Origin of the sequence: Gracilibacillus xinjiangensis, assembly GCF_042651765.1 — a bacterium.
In the GTDB taxonomy this organism is placed as follows: Bacteria; Bacillota; Bacilli; order Bacillales; family Amphibacillaceae; genus Gracilibacillus; species Gracilibacillus xinjiangensis.
The window spans coordinates 564,339-586,208 of record NZ_JBHSDT010000008.1; the positions used below are offsets into that span (position 1 = coordinate 564,339).

Genomic DNA, 21,870 nt, shown 5'->3' on the forward strand with positions numbered 1-21,870 from the left:
AATGGTGAAACTTGTGTTTGAAAAAGTGGAAGGCTTTATCTTAAGAACACAAGATTATGGGGAAACACATAAAATTGTCACATTACTAACACCAACAATGGGGAAAGTTGGAGCAATAGCACGAGGAGCAAAAAAAACCAAAAGTAGAATGGCTGCTGTTACGCAGCCTTTTATTCATGGCTCTTTTTTAATTCAACCGGGAACGAACCTAGCAACAATTCAACAAGGGGAAGTTATTCATTCTTTTCGAAAAATTCGTGAGGATATTTTTCTAACGGCATATGCTAGTTACTTAGCAGAATTAACTGATAAAGTCCTGGACCCGAAAAAATATGATCCTGTCCATTATAAGCAATTATTGCAAACATTAGAATGGCTGGAACAAAATAAAGATCCGGAAATCCTTACAATGATTTATGAATGGAAAATGTATCAAGCAGCAGGTATCGCACCAGTTGTGGACCATTGTGTTAACTGTGGCAGAAAAGAGAATTTGGCATACTTCTCTATACAAGAAGGCGGTGTCCTTTGCCAACCATGTCATAACAAAGATACTTATGCTTTTTTTCTGAATGAAAATTTGTATAAGCTGCTTTGGCTACTTTCGTGGGTTGATTTAGAGCGGATTGGTAATATTTCAGTTAGAGAGGAAAATAAACGTCTATTAAAGCAACTCATGGATCAATACTATGAAAGGTATGGCGGATATTTCTTAAAGTCCAAGCGCTTCTTAAAGCAAATGGATATGCTGCGAGATAGTTAAAGGTTGACAATAAAATAGATATCTCGTATTATTTAGTAATAAATTAAACATTGTCTGTATTGATAGAGAGTAGTACTAAAATGGCATCCATTTGAAGCGAATCTAGGACGGTGCAAGCTAGATATTGGAACTTTTAGGAAGGAACTCTGGAGCAGTTATTTTTAAAGTGGTTATCTCTTTATAAGAGATAACAAATAGGGTGGAACCGCGGGCAACCCGTCCCTATGCTTTATCATCAAATATGATAAGCATAGGGACGGGTTTTCATGTGGGGAAAACTAATCTAACTTACATTGGAGGGAATTAGTAATGAATATACAAGAAATGATTTTAACATTACAGAAACATTGGTCAGACCAAAATTGTATCTTAATGCAAGCATACGATGTGGAAAAAGGTGCAGGTACCATGTCACCAATGACCTTACTTCGCAGCTTAGGTCCAGAACCCTGGAATGTTGCATATGTGGAACCATCAAGAAGACCGGCAGATGGACGTTACGGGCAAAATCCTAATCGTCTCTATCAGCACCATCAATTTCAGGTAATCATGAAGCCATCACCTAGTAACATCCAGGAATTATATTTACAATCATTAGAGAAATTAGGAATTAACCCGAACGAACATGATATTCGTTTTGTCGAAGATAACTGGGAAAATCCGACACTAGGTGCAGCTGGATTAGGTTGGGAAGTATGGCTTGACGGAATGGAAATTACTCAATTCACTTATTTTCAGCAAATCGGCGGTTTAGAAGCCAAACCAGTTGCTGTTGAAATCACTTATGGTATTGAGCGTCTCGCTTCTTATATCCAAGATAAAGAAAATGTATTTGAGTTAGAGTGGACAAATGGAGTTACAGTTGGAGATATTTTTTATCAACCGGAATTTGAACATTCTACATATACATTTGAGGAATCAGATACGGACATGCTTTTTAACCTGTTCACAACATATGAAGAAGAAGCAAAACGAATCATGAATAAAGGCCTTGTTTTTCCAGCATATGATTATGTATTGAAGTGTTCTCATACTTTTAATTTGCTTGATGCCAAAGGTGTTATTTCTGTAACTGAACGTACTGGATATATTGGAAGAGTTAGAAATTTAGCAAGAGAAATCGCCAAATTATATGTAGCAGAACGAGAAAGACTGGGATTTCCAATGTTGAAAGGAGAGAATAACGTAAATGACAACAACTAATGTTTTATTTGAAGTTGGGCTAGAGGAAATGCCTGCACGTTTTATGAATCATACAGAAACACAATTAAAAGAAAAAACAAAAGCATGGTTAAATGATTTGCACTTAAATTATGACCAGATTACAACATATATTACACCAAGAAGATTTGCAGTAGTTATAAAGAATCTGGAATCTAAACAAGCAGACCAAGAAGAGGAAGTTAAAGGACCTGCAGAGAAAATCGCAAAAGACGAAGATGGCAATTGGTCTAAAGCTGCGATAGGCTTTTCAAAAGGGCAAGGTAAAGATGTAAATGATATTTATTTCAAGGATATAAATGGAACGAGTTATATCTTTGTAAAGAAATTTACCGAAGGAAAGAGGGTAGAAGAACTGTTACCAGAATTTAAGGAGATTATCTTAAACCTTCACTTTCCAAAGAATATGCGTTGGGCTGATCAAAACTTAAGATTTATTAGGCCAATTAAATGGATTGTTGCAATAAATAATGACAATGTAATACCATTTGAAATTACAGGTGTTAAGACAGGACAGGTAACATATGGACACCGATTCTTAGGTGGTGAGGTTGTTATAAACGACCCATTGCAATATGAAAAGCTCTTAGAAAGAGAGTATGTGATTGCAGATGCGAATAAACGTGAACAAATAATTGTGAATGGCATCAAGGAATTAGAAAAAGATAAAGGATGGGTAATACCGATTGACAAAGATTTATTAAATGAGGTAAAACATCTCGTCGAATTTCCAACAGTATTCTGCGGAACATATAATAAAACCTTCTTAGAGATACCGAAAGAGGTTTTGATTACCTCAATGAAGGAACATCAGAGATATTTTCCTGTTCAAAATAAACATGGCGATCTGCATCCATTTTTCGTTGCGGTCCGTAACGGTACATCTGAACATATTGATACAGTATCCCGAGGTAACGAGAAAGTTTTACGAGCAAGATTACAGGATGCTCAGTTCTTTTATGATGAAGATCAAAAACTTCCAATTGAAAGGAATCTAGAGCAACTGTCCCGTATGGTTTTTCAGGAAAAGTTGGGAACTATTGCCGATAAAGTAGAACGAGTAACAAAGATTGCTTCGATTGTTTCAACCTATTTAGGGCTCAATAATCAAGATAAGGACAAAGTGATAAGGGCGGCAGAAATATGCAAATTTGATCTTGTAACAAATATGGTGACAGAATTTACCGAACTCCAAGGTGTTATGGGGCGTAAATATGCTGAAATATTTGGAGAAGATAAAGAAGTTGCTAGAGCAATTGAAGAGCATTATATGCCCAAAAATGCAAATGCTGAATTACCTGAATCCATTGTAGGAGCAGTAGTAAGTATTGCTGACAAACTTGATACAATTGTGGGATGTTTTACTGTTGGATTAATTCCAAGCGGTTCTCAGGATCCTTATGCTCTTAGAAGACAAGCCTTGGGAGTAGTGCAAATTGTTCGCGATAAAGGCTGGAAGATTAATATTAGTGAATTATTAAAACAAGTACAAACACTGTTTGAAACCCATGTGAGTACCGCTGACGAAAAAGAAGCCGTTCATTCACAATTAGAAACATTTTTTAAGCAAAGGGTAGCATATATTATGAAAGAGGAAAAAATTGAAACAGATATTATTGACGCGGTTCTGGTTAACGAATTGCAGGATATTTCATTCATTTTAGCTAAAGCGCAAGTATTAAGTACAAAACGTACAGATATGAGCTTCAAGGATAAGCAGGAAGCTTTTGTTAGGGTGCTTAACCTAGCGAAAAAAGCAGAGGATTATTATACTGTAAATCCAGAATTATTTGTCAATGATGAAGAGAAGAAATTATACCAAACTTATCAATCAATAATAGAAGACTTAGATAAAGAACTTCAATCGAATGCAGCAGAAGAGTCGCTAGAGGTATTGTCACGTATCGTAAACCCTGTACACCAGTTTTTTGATAATACAATGGTTATGGATGAGGATAAGAAGATACGAGAAAACCGCCTTGCACTATTATTAGTGATAGCAAACGAGATCATAAAATTTGCTGACCTTGCTGAAATCAATTGGAAACAAATGCAAGCCTAAGTAGAATGCAGGAGGAAGCATGAACATATGGAAAAAACAATCATTTATGTTGTATCAGATTCAGTAGGTGAAACAGCTGAGTTTGTTACAAAAGCAGCATTAAGCCAATTTATGGATGAGAATGCATATGATCTTTATCGCATTCCATATGTAGAGAATATAGAAGTTTTGCGTGGTGCAGTTTACCACGCAAAACAATTAGGGGCATTGATAGGTTTTACATTAGTTAACCCAACATTACGTGAATTTTTAATCCAGGAAGCAACAAATAAACAAGTTGAATGTGTTGATATCATGGGACCAATGGTAGAAGCAATGGAGAGAAAGTTTAATAAAAAGGCCAAAGAAGAACCTGGATTGATACACCGGCTGGATGATGATTATTTCAGAAGAGTGGAAGCAATTGAATTTGCCGTTAGATATGATGATGGCCGGGATCCGAGAGGTGTAATGCAAGCAGATATTGTCTTAATTGGTGTATCTAGAACTTCGAAAACTCCTTTATCTCAATATTTAGCTCATAAAAGACTGAAAGTAGCGAATATACCAATTGTGCCAGAGGTAGATCCTCCAGAATCCTTATTCAAAATTCCAACACATAAATGCATTGGTTTAAGGATAAGCCCTGAAAAATTAAACGGTATCCGTAAAGAGAGACTGAAAAGCCTTGGGTTAAATGATAATGCGAGTTATGCGAATTTGGAACGAATACACGAAGAACTGAGTTATTTTGATAAATTAATTCAAAGAATTGGTTGTCCGGTTATCGATGTTTCTAATAAAGCAGTAGAAGAGACAGCTAATATTGTCCTTAATATGATAAATCAACCATATTGGAATATAGAAAATAAAGAGTAAATAAAGAAAATTCCCATTATGGAACCTTTTGGTTTGGAAAAAATAATAATTTGTTTTATAATTATAATTTGTGAAATGAATAAATATACGATTATTTTCTCGAATAATTAAACTATTTAAAGCTTATGTCCTAATTTTTATATAAATTATTCAGTAAAAGAAGGAATTTATTTATTTTTGTAGAATTGTTAATCATAAGTTATTTATTTTTTTCGACAAAATAAATTATCGATGTTATGTTTTTTAGAAGCATACTTGTTTAATTTCCGTAACATAAGGTAATAGGAGTATAGAGTACTACAACAATTTTTTAGATTAATTCAGCATGAAACGAGAAAAATGTCGAATGAAAAGAATGATACAGACCTGATTGAAAATGGTGATTACTATGGCAAATCAATATCACTTGGATGATGAAACGATTGCTGCGATTCAATCATCAAACGATATTGTAGATGTCGTTGGTGAGTATGTACAATTAAAGAAGCAAGGAAGAAACTATTTCGGTTTATGCCCATTCCATTCGGAGAATACACCTTCTTTTTCGGTCAATCAAGAAAAGCAAATCTTTCATTGTTTTGGTTGTGGAAAAGGAGGAAATGTCTACACATTTTTGATGGAAATTGAGGGCTTTACTTTTCCTCAATCTGTTCAGCACTTAGCTGAAAAATCGGGCTTTCAATTAGATATATCAAAAAATGCTGGTCAAAATGATGATCGATCTGCATCTGAAGAACAATCTATTCTTGAAGCTTATCAATGGTTAGCTAAGTTGTATCATCATTTGTTATACCATACAAAGGATGGAAAAAAAGGATTGGAATATTTGCATCAAAGAGGTTTTACTGATGAAACAATCGAAAGATTTCAAATAGGATTCTCGCTTCCATCAAAGGATTTTATCGTGAAATTTCTGGAAAAGAAAGGTTACCACCGTCAATTAATGGTGAAAGCTGGTTTTTTAATTACAAATGACCAAACTAATTATTTTGACCGGTTTAGTGGGAGAATAATTTTTCCTATACGAAATGCGATTGGTAAAACAGTCGGCTTTGGTGGCCGCTCTATTGGCGATCAGGAACCTAAATATCTGAATAGTCCGGAATCGGAACTCTTCCAAAAAAGTAAGCTTCTTTATAATTTTGATAATGCAAGAAGCGAAATCAGAAAAAGGAACGAAGTAATACTGTTAGAGGGTTATGCTGATGTCCTTGCATTACACCAAGCGGGAGTGCCGAATGTTGTAGCGTCTTTAGGCACTTCATTTACTGACTCACAAGCAAATATAATAAGAAGGTATGTAGAAACCGTTGTTATTTGTTTTGATGGAGATAAGGCAGGTCAGAATGCAACATACAAGACATTAAAGCTTCTGAAGAAAGTTGGCTGTCATGTAAAAATTGCAATGCTTCCAAATGGATATGATCCGGATCAATATATTCAGGAATACGGTGCTGACGATTTTCATCAAACTATTCTGGAAGCAAGTGCTTCTGAAATGACTTTTTTGATTAGTCATCTAAGAAATGAATATAATCTTAATCAAGAAGGAGATCGACTAAGATATGTCGAACGTATAATTAGTGAGATAGCCCTACTTGATAGTTCTATCGAAAGAGATCACTATTTGCGGGAGTTATCCGATCAATTTTCCTTATCATTTGAAGCATTACAGCAAGATTTAGTAACGAAATTGAAAAATAGCGAAAAAAATGATGATAACCGTAAAAACTTTGGTAATACTAATGAAAGAATTCATAACAATTACCAAAATAAGCAAAAAGTATTACCAGCTTATCATAACGCTGAAAGACGTTTAATTGCATTTATGCTTCAAAATGCTCACATTGCAGATCGGGTGAAAGAAGCATTAGGTTCTAAATTCAATATCGAACAACACCAAATTATTGTAACCTATCTATATGGATTTTATGAGGCTGGAAATCAACCGAATCCTAGCCACTTTCTTACATTAATAGAGGATAAAATGATACAGAAGTTGGTCGTAGAGTTATCTATGCTCGACTGTAATTGGGATATTTCAGATAGAGAGTTAGAAGATTACATTAATACAATTTCAGCTGAACAAAACGGCCATAGCAGAATCAAGGAACTGGAAAGAGAACAAAAAATTATGGAAAAAACAGATCCAGTGAAAGCAGCGCAAATTGCTATGGAAATCATCAAGATAAGGCAACAATCAAAAAGAGGAAGTTAGCTTTTGGAAGGAGGGGCACTCATGGCAAATAATAAACCATCACGTTCTAAAGAACCTGAATTAACGTTAGAACAGGCCAAGGAACAACTGCTAGAAGTCGGTAAGAAACGTGGTGTATTAGCATATGAGGAAGTTGCAGAAAGATTGTCAAATTTTGAATTAGAATCAGATCAAATGGACGAATTTTATGAACATTTAAACGAACAAGGTGTAGAAGTAATCGGTGATTCCGAAGAGGATCCTACTTTACAGCAGTTATCAAAAGAAGAAGAATTCGATTTAAATGACTTAAGTGTTCCACTCGGGATTAAAATAAATGATCCTGTTCGAATGTACTTAAAGGAAATCGGTCGAGTAGACTTATTATCTGCATCGGAAGAAATTGAATTGGCAAAGAAAATTGAAGAGGGCGATGAATACGCTAAAAAAAGGCTGGCAGAAGCTAACTTACGTCTTGTTGTTAGTATCGCTAAGCGTTATGTAGGAAGAGGTATGCTATTCTTAGACCTTATTCAAGAAGGTAATATGGGTCTCATTAAAGCCGTCGAAAAATTTGATTTTAGAAAAGGATTCAAGTTTAGTACCTATGCGACATGGTGGATTCGCCAGGCAATTACGAGAGCTATTGCCGATCAAGCACGTACAATTCGTATACCAGTTCATATGGTTGAAACGATTAATAAATTGATTCGTGTCCAAAGACAGTTATTACAGGACCTTGGCAGAGAACCTACTCCTGAGGAAATTGCGAAAGAGATGGAATTAACACCAGATAAGGTTAGAGAAATTCTGAAAATTGCACAGGAGCCGGTATCATTAGAAACACCAATAGGTGAAGAGGATGATTCCCATTTAGGCGATTTTATCGAAGATCAGGAAGCAACTTCCCCTTCTGACCATGCAGCATATGAACTGTTAAAAGAGCAATTAGAAGATGTTTTGGATACATTAACTGACAGAGAAGAAAATGTCCTGAGATTACGATTCGGATTAGATGATGGCAGGACAAGGACGTTAGAAGAAGTTGGCAAGGTCTTTGGTGTGACAAGAGAGCGTATCCGTCAAATTGAAGCAAAGGCATTAAGAAAATTGCGCCACCCTAGCCGGAGTAAACGACTAAAAGACTTTTTGGAATAAAAACATTCTACCTTCTGAGTATTACCCAGAAGGTAGTTTTCATATATTGTCTTTCTGCCGTTAAATAATCTGTAATATATACCGATATATAAATAAGTATGAAAATATTCGATTAGGGATGGTATTATGGATGCAGAAAGAAAAGAAGTTATTTTGAAAGAAATAAACTACTGGAAATCCCATCATCTTTTGCCTGTTCACTATTGTGATTTCTTAATTGCTTTATATACAGAAGGTGAAGGAGAAAGTCGACCAGAGAAAAAAAGGACACCATATTATGTTTTGTTTTATTTTTTCAATACTTTATTACTAATATTCCCAATGATAATATTTATAGTTGTGGACAATGTAATCTGGCAAGTCATTAGTATTGTTATCATACTCATCATGAATATATTGATGATAGATATATTTAAAAAAAATGACAGGTTAAATGAAGGTTATGCCGTAATGACATTATTCGTTAATTTTTTGATAGCCTCATCATTATTTTTAAATGATTTTGTCAAGAATGTTCCGATCACGTATTTATGGATTTTTCTCAATAGTCTCTCATGGATTATATTTGGAAAATGGAAAAAACAGTTCTTTTTACAAGCAGCTGGTGTTTTTGTCTTTATAATTGCTTGTATTTTAACTGGTTTTTATTATTTTTAGACAATTTATTGAAAATTTTTCGGATTTGCTTTTCTATTTACTTAATTTAAAGTAAAATAGAAATGGTTTTGTATTATGTTTCCCTATACATAATGGAAGGAAAGAGATATTTGATGAACTGAAGGAGGAATGATCATGAAAAGAAATCCCGTCATACCATTTGCATTAATTGCAGTATTAGGTATATTAGCAATGATTGTTTTATCTGTAGTTGGATTAAATGAACAAGATAAGATTGCTAATGGAGACCAAGAAGGTGATACGGTTAATACTGATCCGGAAGCAATCGCCCAAAGTTGTATAGGTTGTCATGGTGGAGATTTAGAAGGTGCATCAGCCCCTAGCTTACAAGATCTCGGAAGTAAGTATTCTGTTGAAGAGGTAGAAGATATTATTAACAACGGAATCGAAGGAACTGCAATGCAAGGTGGTATCGTACCATCTGAAGAAGCTGCAATTCTAGCTGAATGGCTGGTAACCGGTGAAACCGGTGATGCTGCTGAGGCTGAGGAATCTACAGAGGAAGAAGCGCACTAATTTATTATATGTAAAGTAAAAAGCTTTCTGTTAATCTGACAGAAAGCTTTTTCTTACAAGCTGACAAACTAAAATTTATTGGAAAGGATAAGTAGTATGTTATCCAAACGTTTGAAGAAAGTTGCGAATAATTTAAGGAAACCGATATATTTTGCTGATATTGGTTCTGATCATGCCTATTTGCCTTGCTATATTTGTGCAGAGGATCCTGAAGCCAAAGCGATCGCTGGGGAAGTAAACGAGGGGCCATTTAAAAGAGCTCAAAAGACCGTTAGAGAAAATGATTTAACTGACAGAATTCAAGTCAGAAAGGGAAATGGATTGGAAATCATTAAGATGGATGATCCTATTAATCAAATAACAATTGCAGGAATGGGTGGAAAGTTAATCAAGAGCATTCTTGAGCAAGGAAAAGATAAACTGGGAAATGTTGAGAGGTTGATTTTACAGCCAAATATTGATGCAAATATTGTCAGAGAATGGTTAATGGAAAACTCTTATCAAATAACCGAAGAAGAAATTATTGAAGAAGATGGGTATATTTATGAAATCATTGTTGCGGATAAAGTCACTTCCATAACATTTTTAAAAAGGGATGAAGTATTGTTCGGGCCTAAGTTACTGCAAGAGAAAAATCCAGTATTTATAAAAAAATGGACGTTAGAGCGAGAAAAGAGGTTAAAATTATTATATTCAATGAAAAAAGCAAAACAGTTACCAGATGAAAAGATTGCACAATGGGAAAATGATATAAGACTGATAGAGGAGGTTACATATACCAATGACAAAAGTTAAAGACATTATCCAACTTTTTGAGCAGTGGGTCCCAGTCACTTATGCAGAATCATGGGATAATGTAGGCTTACAAATCGGTAATTTAGACAGTAATGTAGAGAAAGTAATGACAACATTAGATGTTACAGATCAGATCGTCGATGAAGCAATAGAGAAAGACGTCGATTTTATTCTGGCGCATCATCCATTATTATTTGAAGGCTTAAAACAAATTGATGAAAAGAAATTGAAAGGAAAGGTTGTCCATAAATTAATAAAGCATAATATTTCAGTCTATTCTGCACACACAAATCTGGATATAGTTACGGGTGGTGTCAATGATATGCTTGCAGATCGACTCTTTTTACAAAATCAGAAAGTGCTTGTTCCATCAATCACAGAGAAATTATTTAAATTTGTAGCATATGTACCGCAAACACACACAGGCAGTTTTATTGAAGCAATTGGAGAAGCAGGCGCGGGGCATATAGGCAACTACAGCCATTGTACTTTTAAAAGTGCCGGAGTGGGTTCTTTTAAGCCGCAGAAAGGGACCAACCCTTTTATAGGACAAGAAGGGGTAACAGAGCAAGTAGAAGAGGATCGAATCGAGACTATTGTAAAGGAAAATCTGCTTCATACGGTTATTGAGGTAGCTAAGAAGGCACATCCATATGAAGAAATGGCTTACGATATATTCCCAACGGTAAATAATGATCAAACTCTCGGATTAGGGAGAATTGGTGAAATTACAACTGAAATGAATTTACAGGATTATGCAGAAACTGTGAAAAAAGCATTCAATGTTCCATTCGTAAGATTTGTTGGTGATGCGGATAAAATTATTAAAAAAGTTGCCATTTTAGGTGGCAGTGGCAAAGGATATATAAATGCCGCAATCAAGCATGGTGCAGATGTCTATATTACTGGTGACTTATCTTATCATGAGGCTTTAGATGCTAAAGAAGAGGGGATTGGTTTAATTGATCCAGGACATCATATTGAGCAAATAATGAAACAAGGTGTAAGAGAATACTTTGTTCAGAATATAGAGAAGCTTCCGAATAAGGTGGAAGTCATTTGTTCTGAACATTCTACCGAACCTTTTCAATGGAAATAAAAAAAACCGGAGACCCGGTTTTTTTTATTTTGCTTTCACTTTTGGTAATATCTTATCTTTTTTCACTTTTGATGTTAAGTCCCATGTATCAGGGTTTGTTGGATCATAATTATCAATAAAAGATATGACTTCTTTCGTTATAGGTGTCGGTGTAGAGGCACCTGCTGTTATCGCAACTGTTTCCACGCCATCCAGCCAATTAAGGTCGATCTCTGTTACATCAGCAATTCGATAAGCTTGTGTGCCGGCATGCTCGATGGAGACCTGGGCAAGCCGATTGGAATTATTACTGCGTGGATCACCTACAACGAGTGTCAAATCAGCATCTTTTGCTTGCTCAGCTACCGCTTCCTGTCTTACTTGTGTTGCCATACAAATTTCTTGTTCCATTTCAGTTTGGGGATATTTCTGCTTTACTTTTTGCATTACATCATAAACATCCCATTGGCTCATTGTTGTTTGGTTCGTGACAAGAATTTTTGCATCTGGATTGATCGCTAACTCGTCAACCTCTTCTTCTGTCTGAATAAGATGGACGTGATTTGGTGCAACACCAATTGCACCTTCAGGCTCAGGATGCCCCTTTTTGCCAATATAAACGATTTGATAATTATCTTTCACTTTTTCTCTAATTAAGTCATGTGTTCTCGTTACATCCGGACAGGTGGCATCAAGTACTGTCAATCCTTTTTCCTCAGCTTTACGCTTCACTTCTGGTGAAACTCCATGAGCCGTGAAAATAACTGTACCATTATCGATCTCTGCTAATAAGTCAGAGCGATTTTTTCCATCGAGTGTAAAAACTCCCTGTTCTTCAAAAGCTTTCGTAACATGTGAATTATGAACAATCATACCAAGTATATAAATAGGGCGAGGTAGATTGGGATCCTTAACAGCATTCTGTGCAATAACCATTGCATCGACAACTCCATAACAATAACCTCTTGGAGCGATTTTGATTACTTCCATTCAGTTTCCCCCTCTGTACTTTCTATCACAGATCAAGTAGAATAATAAATAATGGACAAGGTTTTGTCCAATACTTTTATTATAAAGGTATTTTCACCAATTGACAAAGATAATTGTTACGTAGAAGGAGATCATAATGAAAAAACATTTATTCAAACAGTATGCATTGGAAGAATGGATGAATGACGTAGTAGGCGAATTAGGGTTTCATGAACCAACACCCATTCAATCAAAGGTAATTCCAGAGGCGTTACAAGGTAGCAATATAATTGGCCAATCTGAGACAGGGTCTGGGAAAACGCACGCCTTCCTCATACCATTATTAAATAACCTAGATGAAACTTTGCAGCAAACACAAGTTATTTTGACTGCACCAACAAGGGAGTTAGCTATACAAATTTATGATGAAGTGAAAAAAATAATGCAATTCGCTAATAAAGAACAAGTTTGGCGGGCAAAATTGATTATTGGCGGGACAGATAAAAAACGTATGGTTGAAAAAATGAAAGAAGCACCGCACATTATTGTAGCAACACCAGGCCGGCTGCTTGATTTATTAAATGATAATGTACTGGATATCCATTCAGCAAAATCCTTCGTTATGGATGAGACAGACTTAATGCTTGAATTAGGATTAATAGAAGAAATTGACCGCATTTTGGCAAAAGCAGATCCAGACATTCAAGTAATGGTGTTTTCTGCAACAATTCCGGAAAAATTACAGCCATTCCTGAAAAAATATTTGCATGCACCGAAGTATATTAAGATTGATGACCGTTTAGCACCAGAGAAAATGGAGCATCGAATGATTCCATTAAAACATCGAGAACCAGCAAGTGTGATTACCCAAATTTCACAAGTAATACAACCATATCTTGCCATCATCTTTACGAATGGAAAAGAGAAGGCGAATGAACTGGCTGCGCAACTTCAAGAAAAAGGGCTGAATGTTGGACTAATTCACGGAGGGCTTTCTCAAAGAGAGCGAAAGAGAGTATTAAAAGAAATCCAGCAATTGAAATACCAGTATATTGTTGCAACAGATCTTGCGGCGAGGGGTATCGACATAAAAGGTGTCAGCCATGTGATTAATGCAGAACTACCAAAAGAAGAAAGCTTTTATATTCACAGAGTTGGCAGAACAGCTAGAGCAGGTATGGAAGGTACTGCTATTAATTTATATACAGACCAAGATATAGAGCTTGTTAAAAAGCTTGAAAAAAAAGGGATTAAATATACGTTCTATGATATTGTAAAAGGGGAATGGCAAGAAACAAAAGCTTGGAATGCAAGACAAACGAGAGTAAAACATGAGAATGAAACAGAGAAGCAGGCTTGGAATCAAGTCAGAAGACCAAAGAAAGTAAAACCAGGTTATAAAAAGAAGATGAAACAAGAACAACAGAAAGCGAAGAAGAAAATACAAAGAAATACTTTTAAAAAGAAGTAATGTTAGGGAGAGGTTTATTCATGTTAAAAATAGGGTCTCACGTTTCGATGAGCGGGAAGAAAATGTTACTCGGCTCAAGTGAGGAAGCAATTTCTTATGGTTCGAATACTTTTATGATTTATACAGGCGCTCCACAGAATACTAGAAGGAAGCCGATTGAAGAATTGAATATTGAAGCTGGAACAGCATTTATGGAGGAGAATGGTATTGTTGATATCGTTGTTCATGCTCCATATATTATAAATATAGGGAATGCAGTAAAAAAGGAAACATTTGAGCTTGGTGTCAACTTTTTAAAAAGTGAAATTGATCGAACGGAAGCCATCGGGGCAAAACAGATTGTCCTTCATCCAGGAGCACATGTTGGACAAGGAACAGAGGCAGGTATTAAAAAGATTATTGAAGGCCTCAATGAAGTACTGGATCCAGCTCAGGATGTCCAAATAGCATTAGAAACAATGGCAGGAAAAGGTTCAGAAATTGGACGGACATTTGAAGAATTAGCCCAGATTATTGACGGTGTTACACATAATAATAAATTATCTGTTTGTATGGATACTTGCCATATTCATGATGCTGGTTACAATGTTGTGGATGATTTTGATGGAGTATTAAATCAATTTGACAAAATTGTTGGAGTTGACCGAATTAAAGTTGTTCATGTTAATGATAGTAAGAATGTTCAAGGAGCCGGGAAAGATCGTCATGAGAACATAGGATTTGGTCACATCGGTTTTGATGCTTTGCATAAAGTAATTCATCATCCACAGCTAGAAAGCTTACCGAAGATTCTAGAGACACCTTATGTTGGGGAAGATAAGAAAAATAAAAAAGCTCCATACAGATTCGAGATAGAAATGATTAAAAGTGGGACTTTTGATAGTGATTTAAAAGAAAAAATTATGGCGCAATAAATAAAGGCTTGACATCTGTCAAGCCTTTTTATTAGGTAAATTACTCGAACATGTCTTCTAATCCGTACTCTTTGATTAATTTTTGAAAAAGTTGCTGGCATTTTTGGGCGGTTTTTAGATCGGTTATTTCTGCTAACTTTTTCAACATTTTCATTCGGTCATTTGTCTTTGTTGGATCATAGTTATTGTTCTTTAAGTGGTCACTAATTTTTTCTGCCTGATCCGTCGAGATGGTTATACCATATTGCTTGGCGTAATGGTATAGAGTGTCGGCATCAATTGATTGCAGTTTCCGTAATAAAATCATTTTTTTAAATCCATTCATTTGTTTTTCTCCTTTTACACCATAATGACGATCAAAACTAAATTCATTATTCATTTTATTTATATTGTATGAAAAATATGTTTAGATGTTTGCATATTCGGGCATATAATATGGGGGTATTAAGTCACCAATCGACAAATTCCGATAACTTGGGTGATGAAAGCATTATGTTCCCGGAATAAAAACATCTGTGATTAGAAAAGGAGTGTTATCATTTTGGCTAAAAAGTTACAATTATTAGGGGTTTTTTGTGTTTTTGTAGTAGCGGGACTCAGTTTTTATAAAGCATCGCAATACAAAGCACAAATGGATCATCTAAAAGTAGACAAAATTGAATTAGCAAATAAAATTGAACAATTAGAAACACAAACGGAATATTTACTAAATAATAATACGATTAAATTGGACTCATCTAATTATGAAAATTGGTCAAAATATTTTGAACTAGCAGAGGTGATGGTTAAAGACAGTGGCGGAAATTTCTTAAGGCCATGGGCGACATTTTTAGTGAAAGAAGCAGAGAAATACGAAATTGATCCTTTTTTAGTTTATGAATTATTAAAGGTAGAAACAGGAGCAACATTCAATCCTACATTAGTTGGTCCAGAAACAAGGTATGGACATGCATATGGACTAGCTCAATTTATGAAAAATACTGCACCATGGGTCGCAGACATGGCTAAATTGCCTTATGATGATGAATTGCTTTATGATCCATACTATTCGATAAAACTTTCTTTAGTATACTTAGACTACTTGCATGATCAATATGGAAACTGGGATGAAACTTTAACAGCATATCACCGGGGAATGACCGGAATGAAACAGTATAAATTAATAAACGGTCATGCTAAAAGTGAATATGCGTTGAAGATTCAAACAAATGCAAAGAAGTTTGATTTGTTGGCATTCGCACAATAAGTGAAGAGAAAAATTGCCATGTAATTATTAGAAATGATTAGGCATACTACAATTGTACCTCTAAATAAAAAAGGAGGGTTGTAGCATGTCGAATAAAAATGATCCAAATAATGTGGAGGATGCTCCAATATATGATCATAATGATCATGATACAAAACAGTTTGAAACAACGGACGAGCTTTATGCAGTTGATGAGGCTTATAAAAGGGAAGCAGAGACTTCACAGGAATTAACTGCTAACGAATTTAACCGACCGATTAATAATGGAGAACAAGGCACCCAAATGCAATCCAATGTAAATTCAATGTTTGGATGGGTCGGTTTAATATTAGCTATTGCTTCATTCTTTGTATGGCCATTGTTAATGGCGGTAGGTGGTTTGATTTTTGGATTTATTTCCAAAAAGCAGGGTGCAGACACATTAGGGAATGCAGCAATTGTGATTTCCGTTATATCATTAATTGTTTCATTAATTTTAATACCATTATTTTAACTTAGATCGATTAAGTTTTAACTTAAAAAGTCAGCATACTATGAAGTATGCTGACTTATTTGTTTAGCTGATTAAATTTCCTGCGCTTCAGCTTTTTGCTTTTCAAGATATTCTTCCGCAATTTTATCTACTTCTTTTTTCAATTCTTCGACCATTGTCTCTTCAGGAACTTTTCGGATAATCTCACCATGTCGGAATAATAAACCTTCTCCACGTGCACCGGCAATACCGATATCAGCTTCACGTGCTTCACCAGGCCCATTAACAGCGCATCCCAATACGGCTACTTTTATCGGTGCTTTAATTGTGGAAATATATTCTTCCACTTCATTTGCAATTTTGATCAAATCAATTTCAATCCGTCCACAAGTAGGACAAGATATTAATGTTGCTGCATTGGATGCAAGACCGAATGTTTTAAGCAATTCCCTAGCAACTTTTATTTCTTCTACTGGATCGGCACTTAATGAAATCCGCATTGTACTACCGATTCCTTTGCTGAGAATAGCCCCCATTCCGGCAGCACTCTTTATACTTCCGGCAAATAATGTACCTGACTCTGTGATTCCAAGATGTAATGGATATGGAATAACTTCTGCCGCTTTTTCATATGCCTCAATGGCCAACCTGACATCTGAGGCCTTTAATGATACTACAATATCGTGGAAGTCCAAATCTTCCAATATTTTGATATGGTGTAATGCACTTTCAACCATACCATCTGCTGTAGGGTACCCATATTTTTCGAGAATATGGCGTTCAAGAGAACCGGCATTTACTCCAATTCGAATAGGAATTCCTTTTTCTTTTGCTGCATTTACTACAGCTTCTACTTTATCTCTTTTGCCTATATTACCTGGATTTATTCTTATTTTGTCAGCTCCGCCTTCAATTGCTTTAAGGGCTAACTTATAATTAAAATGTATGTCAACAACTAATGGTATATTAATCCTTTTTTTTATCTCTGGAATAGCATTCGCTGCACGCTCATCAGGACATGCTACACGAACGATTTGACAACCTGCCTCTTCTAGCCGGTTAATCTCTTTTACAGTTGCTTCCACATCATGGGTTTTTGTTGTTGTCATGGATTGAATAACTACCTCATCTTTTCCGCCAACCATAACATTCCCCACTTTAACAGGTCGTGTATCCTTTCGATGTATTAAAGCCATAAATAAAATCGCTCCTCTTTATATATTAACCTTGAAAGGCTATGTTCTTCATCTCTGTCCATTATAAAGCCTAAATGCTAAAATGAGAAGTAACAACACTTTTTTTCACATTTTTTTAATATAATGAAACCCATTCGTTCACAATTTCGTATGTTATAATAGTGAGTAAAAAGCCTTAAGAGGTGATTTCAATGTTGAATATAGAAGCTGAATGGATAAGTTTTGTTATAGTTGGTTTTGCCACATTATTCTTAGTAGGAGAAATATTAGTAAATGCAAAAGGTATTTTTAGTCTACTCGGATTAGGATTCATTACCGTCTATTTTTCGAGTTTTTTAGATACTGGAATGTTCTTTATTATGCTTATCATTTACTTTGTCGGAATTTTACTAATAGTTATTGATGGTAAAGTACTTAATGATGGGACATTAGCCGTAATAGGAACTGTCTTAATGGTTGTTTCCGTTGGTTTTGCTTCACCAAACTGGTTGGCAGGTACTTATGCAGTATTGGGTGTGTTCATCGGCGGACTTTCGTCATTATTATTCCTTAAAGTGTTTAAGAAGAGAAATATGTGGACCAAAATCACTCTATTTGACCAGTTAACAGAAGAAGAAGGATACTCCAGCATTAATACGACATATAAATCATTAATAGGTAAAACAGGTATCACGCGAACAGATATGAGACCTATTGGAACGGTAAAGGTTGAAGAGAAAGAATATAGTGCGATTACGCAAGGGAAATGGCTGAAAAAAGATACCGAGATTGTTATTGAATCAGTTGATGGAACAAGAATATTAGTAAAAGAGAAACAATAAAAACATGGAGAAAAATCTCTATGTTTTTTTTTTATAAATGAGGTAAAACTATTGCAAAGGTCTTGCTTTTTTGTTATGAAGATATATACTTTCTACACTTTATGTTAAGTTAATGATAATTTTTCATTAATACCTTTACAAAATGTTAATAAATAATTAATATTAAAATCGTGTGTGTTTGCAAATTATGTTCTCTATTGTCATATGCACTAATTTTAAAAATACACCACTTATGATAATACATAGAAGCTATATATGAAGGGATGAAAACTTTTGGATGTAAATGTACAAGTAATGTTGTTCGAATTTATAGGTGGGATCGGTATTTTCCTTCTGGGTATAAAGTATATGGGAGAAGGTCTGCAAAAGTCAGCGGGTGACAGGCTTAGAGATATTCTTGATAAGACGACTAGTAATCCTTTTATGGGTGTATTAGCTGGTATCATTGTTACTATTCTTATTCAATCTAGTTCAGGAACTACAGTATTGACAGTTGGTCTTGTTAATGCCGGTTTTATGACTTTAAGACAATCGATCGGTGTTATAATGGGAGCAAATATTGGTACAACTGTAACGGCATTTATTATTGGATTTGATTTAGGTGCATATTCTTTACCGATTATTGGTGTCGGTGCATTCTTATTGTTCTTCTTCAAAAATACCAAATTAACGAATATAGGCTTAACTGTATTTGGATTTGGTTCATTGTTTTATGGATTAGAACTGATGAGTTCTGGACTTAAGCCTTTAAGAGATGTTCAAATGTTCCATGATTTAACTGTAAGTATGTCGCAAAATCCTATTTTAGGTGTAGTGATCGGTACTGTATTTACAATTCTGGTACAGAGTTCAAGTGCAACCATTGGAATCTTACAAAGTTTAATGATAGAGGGGGCAATCGAACTTAAAGCGGCATTGCCAGTATTATTTGGTGACAATATTGGTACAACCATTACAGCTGTTTTAGCAGCAATTGGTACTAGTGTTGCTGCAAAGAGAGCAGCATTAACTCATGTTATTTTCAATGTGATGGGTGCAGTGATTGTCATTATTTTTATCGGTTTTTATACAACATTAATGCAGAATATTCAGGCGGCCTTAGAACTGAACCCTGCAATGACTATTGCGTTTTCCCACGGGATATTTAACGTAATAAATACATTGATTCAATTACCATTTATCGGCCTTTTAGCACTACTAGTAACAAAAATAATTCCAGGAAAAGACACGGTAGTAGAGTTTAAACCACAACATCTAGACCCAATCTTTATTCAACAATCGCCTTCTGTCGCGCTGGACCAAGCAAAGGCAGAAATTGTCCGGATGGGGGAGTATGCGACGAAAGGATTGGAAGAGACAAGTTCGTTCCTCAATACGAATAGTACAAAACATGAAGAAATGGCATTACAGCTAGAAGGGGCTCTAAACAATTTAGATAGGGAAATTACTTCCTATTTAGTCGAACTATCGGGGACCAACTTTAGTGAAACAGAAAGACTAAAGCACTCCACCTTAATTAACTCAGTGAGAGATATTGAAAGAATAGGGGATCATTTTGAGAATATTGCCGAGTTGATTAATTATAAAATTTCTAATAAAGTAGATATCACAGAACAAGGTATGATAGATCTTAACGAAATGTTTGATTTAACAATAATTACGGTGAGAGAGGCAATCAAAGCATTAGATCAGATGGATAGAGAAGCAGCCTTATCCGTCGTACAAAAAGAAAATGAAATAGATAATATGGAAAGAACCTACCGTAAAAAGCATATTATCCGTCTAAATGAAGGAGTATGTACTGGTGCTGCAGGTATTGTCTTTGCAGATATTATTAGTAATTTGGAACGTATTGGGGACCATGCAGTGAATATTGCAGATGAAGTTCTTGGTGAAAAAAATTAAATGAAAAGAGGAGATGACTAGTTTTTTTGCTAGTCACTCCTACTTTTTATCTTGTATTGTGCCATAAAGAATTGGATAATTTATTTCATTAATAGTGAACTAAACTGCTTTTTCCACCTTTTTTTATAGAAAAATCAAATTAATAAAAAAAAATATTAAAAAAGTGTTGACGATGTATATTTTATATGATAAATTATTAAATGTCGCTTCGGTGATTACATAATAAACATTCCACAGTAGCTCAGTGGTAGAGCTATCGGCTGTTAACCGATCGGTCGTAGGTTCGAATCCTACCTGTGGAGCCATATGGCGGTGTAGCTCAGCTGGCTAGAGCGTACGGTTCATACCCGTGAGGTCGGGGGTTCGATCCCCTCCGCCGCTACCAAAAATACAACTTATAATGGCGGTCGTGGTGAAGTGGTTAACACATCGGATTGTGGTTCCGACATGCGTGGGTTCGATCCCCACCGGTCGCCCCATTAATAATAGTGATAAGGACCCTTAGCTCAGTTGGTTAGAGCTATCGGCTCATAACCGATCGGTCGCAGGTTCGAGTCCTGCAGGGTCCACCATCACATATACGGAGGAATACCCAAGTCTGGCTGAAGGGATCGGTCTTGAAAACCGACAGGGGTGTCAAAGCCCGCGGGGGTTCGAATCCCTCTTCCTCCTCCATACATATTTCTTAAGAAAAGAATAATTCAATGGCTCGGTAGCTCAGTTGGTAGAGCAACGGACTGAAAATCCGTGTGTCGGCGGTTCGATTCCGTCCCGAGCCACCATTTTTAACAAGCGGTGAATAAGCTTGTTTTTTTATTTTGCATTTAATTATAATAATCGTATTGTTTGCAATTTATTCAGAATATTTGATAATATTTGAAATGGAAAGAACATACTTTCATTTTATATTAAATAGGAGGAATAAACATGGCAAATTTTACTTTACCAGATTTACCTTATGCATATGATGCACTTGAGCCGCATATCGATAAGGAAACAATGAACATTCATCACACTAAACATCACAACACATATGTAACGAAGCTAAATGCAGCATTAGAAGGTCATGATGATCTTGCAAACAAATCTATTGAAGACATCCTAGCAAACCTTGATGCTGTACCTGAGAATATCCGTACTGCTGTCCGTAACAATGGTGGCGGTCACGCTAACCACAGTTTATTCTGGACTCTATTATCACCAAATGGTGGTGGAGAACCTACTGGAGAATTAGCAGATGCGATTAACAGCAAGTTTGGCAGCTTCGAATCATTCAAAGAAGAATTTGCTAACGCAGGAGCAAACCGCTTTGGATCTGGTTGGGCTTGGCTAGTTGTTGAAAATGGAAACCTAGCAATTACCAGCACACCAAATCAAGACACTCCTATTTCTGAAGGAAAGACACCTATTTTAGGGCTTGATGTATGGGAACATGCTTATTACCTGAAATATCAAAACAAGCGTCCTGATTATATTGCAGCATTCTGGAATGTTGTAGATTGGGACAAAGTAGCTAAACTATATAATGAAGCAAAATAATGAACTTATCA

The 21,870-nt window shown here is 35.6% G+C and carries 20 protein-coding genes, 6 tRNA genes and 1 other annotated feature; of the genes, 23 read left to right on the plus strand and 3 right to left on the minus strand.

The features are described from left to right. Position 1 precedes the first annotated feature (1 nt). From recO to ACFOY7_RS14065, 10 genes are all read left to right on the plus strand, one after another. Positions 2–763 carry a DNA repair protein RecO gene (recO, locus tag ACFOY7_RS14020; protein ID WP_390252722.1) on the plus strand — a complete coding sequence of 254 codons (762 nt, stop codon included), beginning with the start codon at positions 2–4 and terminating at the stop codon, positions 761–763. Between the two features lie 50 nt (positions 764–813). Beyond that, positions 814–990 (plus strand) — a binding site (T-box leader). A gap of 82 nt (positions 991–1,072) precedes the next feature. Further along, the gene (gene glyQ / locus ACFOY7_RS14025; RefSeq protein ID WP_390252724.1) at positions 1,073–1,966 is read left to right on the plus strand and encodes a glycine--tRNA ligase subunit alpha; all 894 of its coding nucleotides are present in this window, start codon (positions 1,073–1,075) and stop codon (positions 1,964–1,966) included. Continuing rightward, on the plus strand, positions 1,953–4,046 hold the full coding sequence (gene glyS, locus ACFOY7_RS14030) for a glycine--tRNA ligase subunit beta (protein WP_390252725.1): 2,094 nt from the start codon (positions 1,953–1,955) through the stop codon (positions 4,044–4,046). The genes glyQ and glyS overlap by 14 nt, the downstream gene beginning before the upstream one ends. A gap of 27 nt (positions 4,047–4,073) precedes the next feature. After that, positions 4,074–4,904 (plus strand): pyruvate, water dikinase regulatory protein, encoded by an 831-nt coding sequence (locus ACFOY7_RS14035; protein ID WP_390252726.1) that lies wholly within the window; start codon positions 4,074–4,076, stop codon positions 4,902–4,904. A 388-nt stretch (positions 4,905–5,292) separates the two neighbouring features. Continuing rightward, the gene (gene dnaG, locus ACFOY7_RS14040) at positions 5,293–7,122 is read left to right on the plus strand and encodes a DNA primase (protein WP_390252727.1); all 1,830 of its coding nucleotides are present in this window, start codon (positions 5,293–5,295) and stop codon (positions 7,120–7,122) included. A 21-nt stretch (positions 7,123–7,143) separates the two neighbouring features. Further along, a complete protein-coding gene (gene rpoD / locus ACFOY7_RS14045; RefSeq protein ID WP_390252728.1) occupies positions 7,144–8,259 on the plus strand; it encodes an RNA polymerase sigma factor RpoD in 1,116 nt (371 codons plus the stop codon). A 126-nt stretch (positions 8,260–8,385) separates the two neighbouring features. Next, entirely contained in the window at positions 8,386–8,916 is a 531-nt protein-coding gene (locus tag ACFOY7_RS14050; protein WP_390252729.1) for a hypothetical protein, read from the plus strand. Between the two features lie 135 nt (positions 8,917–9,051). After that, a complete protein-coding gene (cccA, locus tag ACFOY7_RS14055; protein WP_390252730.1) occupies positions 9,052–9,453 on the plus strand; it encodes a cytochrome c550 in 402 nt (133 codons plus the stop codon). 96 nt (positions 9,454–9,549) lie between these two features. Next, complete coding sequence (locus tag ACFOY7_RS14060) at positions 9,550–10,248, plus strand: tRNA (adenine(22)-N(1))-methyltransferase (RefSeq protein ID WP_390252731.1); 699 nt, start codon at positions 9,550–9,552, stop codon at positions 10,246–10,248. After that, the gene (locus tag ACFOY7_RS14065) at positions 10,235–11,347 is read left to right on the plus strand and encodes a Nif3-like dinuclear metal center hexameric protein (RefSeq protein ID WP_390252733.1); all 1,113 of its coding nucleotides are present in this window, start codon (positions 10,235–10,237) and stop codon (positions 11,345–11,347) included. Before ACFOY7_RS14060 ends, ACFOY7_RS14065 begins: the two co-directional genes overlap by 14 nt. Before the next feature lie 24 nt (positions 11,348–11,371). On the opposite strand, the gene ACFOY7_RS14070 is transcribed toward ACFOY7_RS14065, so the two are convergent. Beyond that, positions 11,372–12,316 (minus strand): 4-hydroxy-3-methylbut-2-enyl diphosphate reductase, encoded by a 945-nt coding sequence (locus ACFOY7_RS14070; RefSeq protein ID WP_390252734.1) that lies wholly within the window; start codon positions 12,314–12,316, stop codon positions 11,372–11,374. A 136-nt stretch (positions 12,317–12,452) separates the two neighbouring features. Here ACFOY7_RS14070 and ACFOY7_RS14075 point away from each other — a divergent pair, with 136 nt between their 5' ends. Both ACFOY7_RS14075 and ACFOY7_RS14080 read left to right on the plus strand, forming a co-directional pair. Continuing rightward, positions 12,453–13,766, plus strand: coding sequence for a DEAD/DEAH box helicase (locus ACFOY7_RS14075; RefSeq protein WP_390252736.1), 1,314 nt, complete (start codon positions 12,453–12,455; stop codon positions 13,764–13,766). A 20-nt stretch (positions 13,767–13,786) separates the two neighbouring features. Beyond that, a complete protein-coding gene (locus ACFOY7_RS14080; RefSeq protein WP_390252737.1) occupies positions 13,787–14,680 on the plus strand; it encodes a deoxyribonuclease IV in 894 nt (297 codons plus the stop codon). A gap of 40 nt (positions 14,681–14,720) precedes the next feature. On the opposite strand, the gene ACFOY7_RS14085 is transcribed toward ACFOY7_RS14080, so the two are convergent. After that, a complete protein-coding gene (locus tag ACFOY7_RS14085) occupies positions 14,721–15,059 on the minus strand; it encodes a DUF2624 family protein (RefSeq protein WP_390252738.1) in 339 nt (112 codons plus the stop codon). A gap of 162 nt (positions 15,060–15,221) precedes the next feature. Here ACFOY7_RS14085 and ACFOY7_RS14090 point away from each other — a divergent pair, with 162 nt between their 5' ends. Beyond that, on the plus strand, positions 15,222–15,926 hold the full coding sequence (locus ACFOY7_RS14090; protein ID WP_390252739.1) for a lytic transglycosylase domain-containing protein: 705 nt from the start codon (positions 15,222–15,224) through the stop codon (positions 15,924–15,926). A gap of 85 nt (positions 15,927–16,011) precedes the next feature. Beyond that, the gene (locus tag ACFOY7_RS14095) at positions 16,012–16,419 is read left to right on the plus strand and encodes a DUF4190 domain-containing protein (RefSeq protein WP_390252740.1); all 408 of its coding nucleotides are present in this window, start codon (positions 16,012–16,014) and stop codon (positions 16,417–16,419) included. A gap of 71 nt (positions 16,420–16,490) precedes the next feature. Here ACFOY7_RS14095 and ispG read toward each other — a convergent pair whose 3' ends face one another. After that, on the minus strand, positions 16,491–17,594 hold the full coding sequence (gene ispG, locus ACFOY7_RS14100; RefSeq protein WP_390252741.1) for a flavodoxin-dependent (E)-4-hydroxy-3-methylbut-2-enyl-diphosphate synthase: 1,104 nt from the start codon (positions 17,592–17,594) through the stop codon (positions 16,491–16,493). A 191-nt stretch (positions 17,595–17,785) separates the two neighbouring features. Between ispG and ACFOY7_RS14105 the strand changes: the two genes are divergently transcribed. The 9 genes from ACFOY7_RS14105 to sodA all read left to right on the plus strand — a co-directional run bounded on the left by ACFOY7_RS14105 (position 17,786) and on the right by sodA (position 21,859). Beyond that, positions 17,786–18,415: an NfeD family protein gene (locus ACFOY7_RS14105; protein ID WP_390252742.1), complete on the plus strand. Its 630-nt coding sequence runs from the start codon at positions 17,786–17,788 to the stop codon at positions 18,413–18,415. A gap of 273 nt (positions 18,416–18,688) precedes the next feature. After that, the gene (locus ACFOY7_RS14110; protein WP_390252743.1) at positions 18,689–20,320 is read left to right on the plus strand and encodes a Na/Pi cotransporter family protein; all 1,632 of its coding nucleotides are present in this window, start codon (positions 18,689–18,691) and stop codon (positions 20,318–20,320) included. Between the two features lie 230 nt (positions 20,321–20,550). Beyond that, a tRNA-Asn gene (locus ACFOY7_RS14115) sits at positions 20,551–20,625 on the plus strand. Positions 20,626–20,628: 3 nt separating this feature from the next. After that, positions 20,629–20,705 (plus strand) — tRNA-Met (locus tag ACFOY7_RS14120). 18 nt (positions 20,706–20,723) lie between these two features. Beyond that, positions 20,724–20,799: transfer RNA gene (locus ACFOY7_RS14125), tRNA-His, on the plus strand. A gap of 16 nt (positions 20,800–20,815) precedes the next feature. Then, positions 20,816–20,892, plus strand: a tRNA-Ile gene (locus ACFOY7_RS14130). A gap of 10 nt (positions 20,893–20,902) precedes the next feature. Next, positions 20,903–20,995: transfer RNA gene (locus ACFOY7_RS14135), tRNA-Ser, on the plus strand. A 31-nt stretch (positions 20,996–21,026) separates the two neighbouring features. Beyond that, a tRNA-Phe gene (locus ACFOY7_RS14140) sits at positions 21,027–21,102 on the plus strand. Positions 21,103–21,247: 145 nt separating this feature from the next. Continuing rightward, positions 21,248–21,859 (plus strand): superoxide dismutase SodA, encoded by a 612-nt coding sequence (gene sodA, locus ACFOY7_RS14145; RefSeq protein ID WP_390252744.1) that lies wholly within the window; start codon positions 21,248–21,250, stop codon positions 21,857–21,859. Positions 21,860–21,870: the final 11 nt, after the last annotated feature.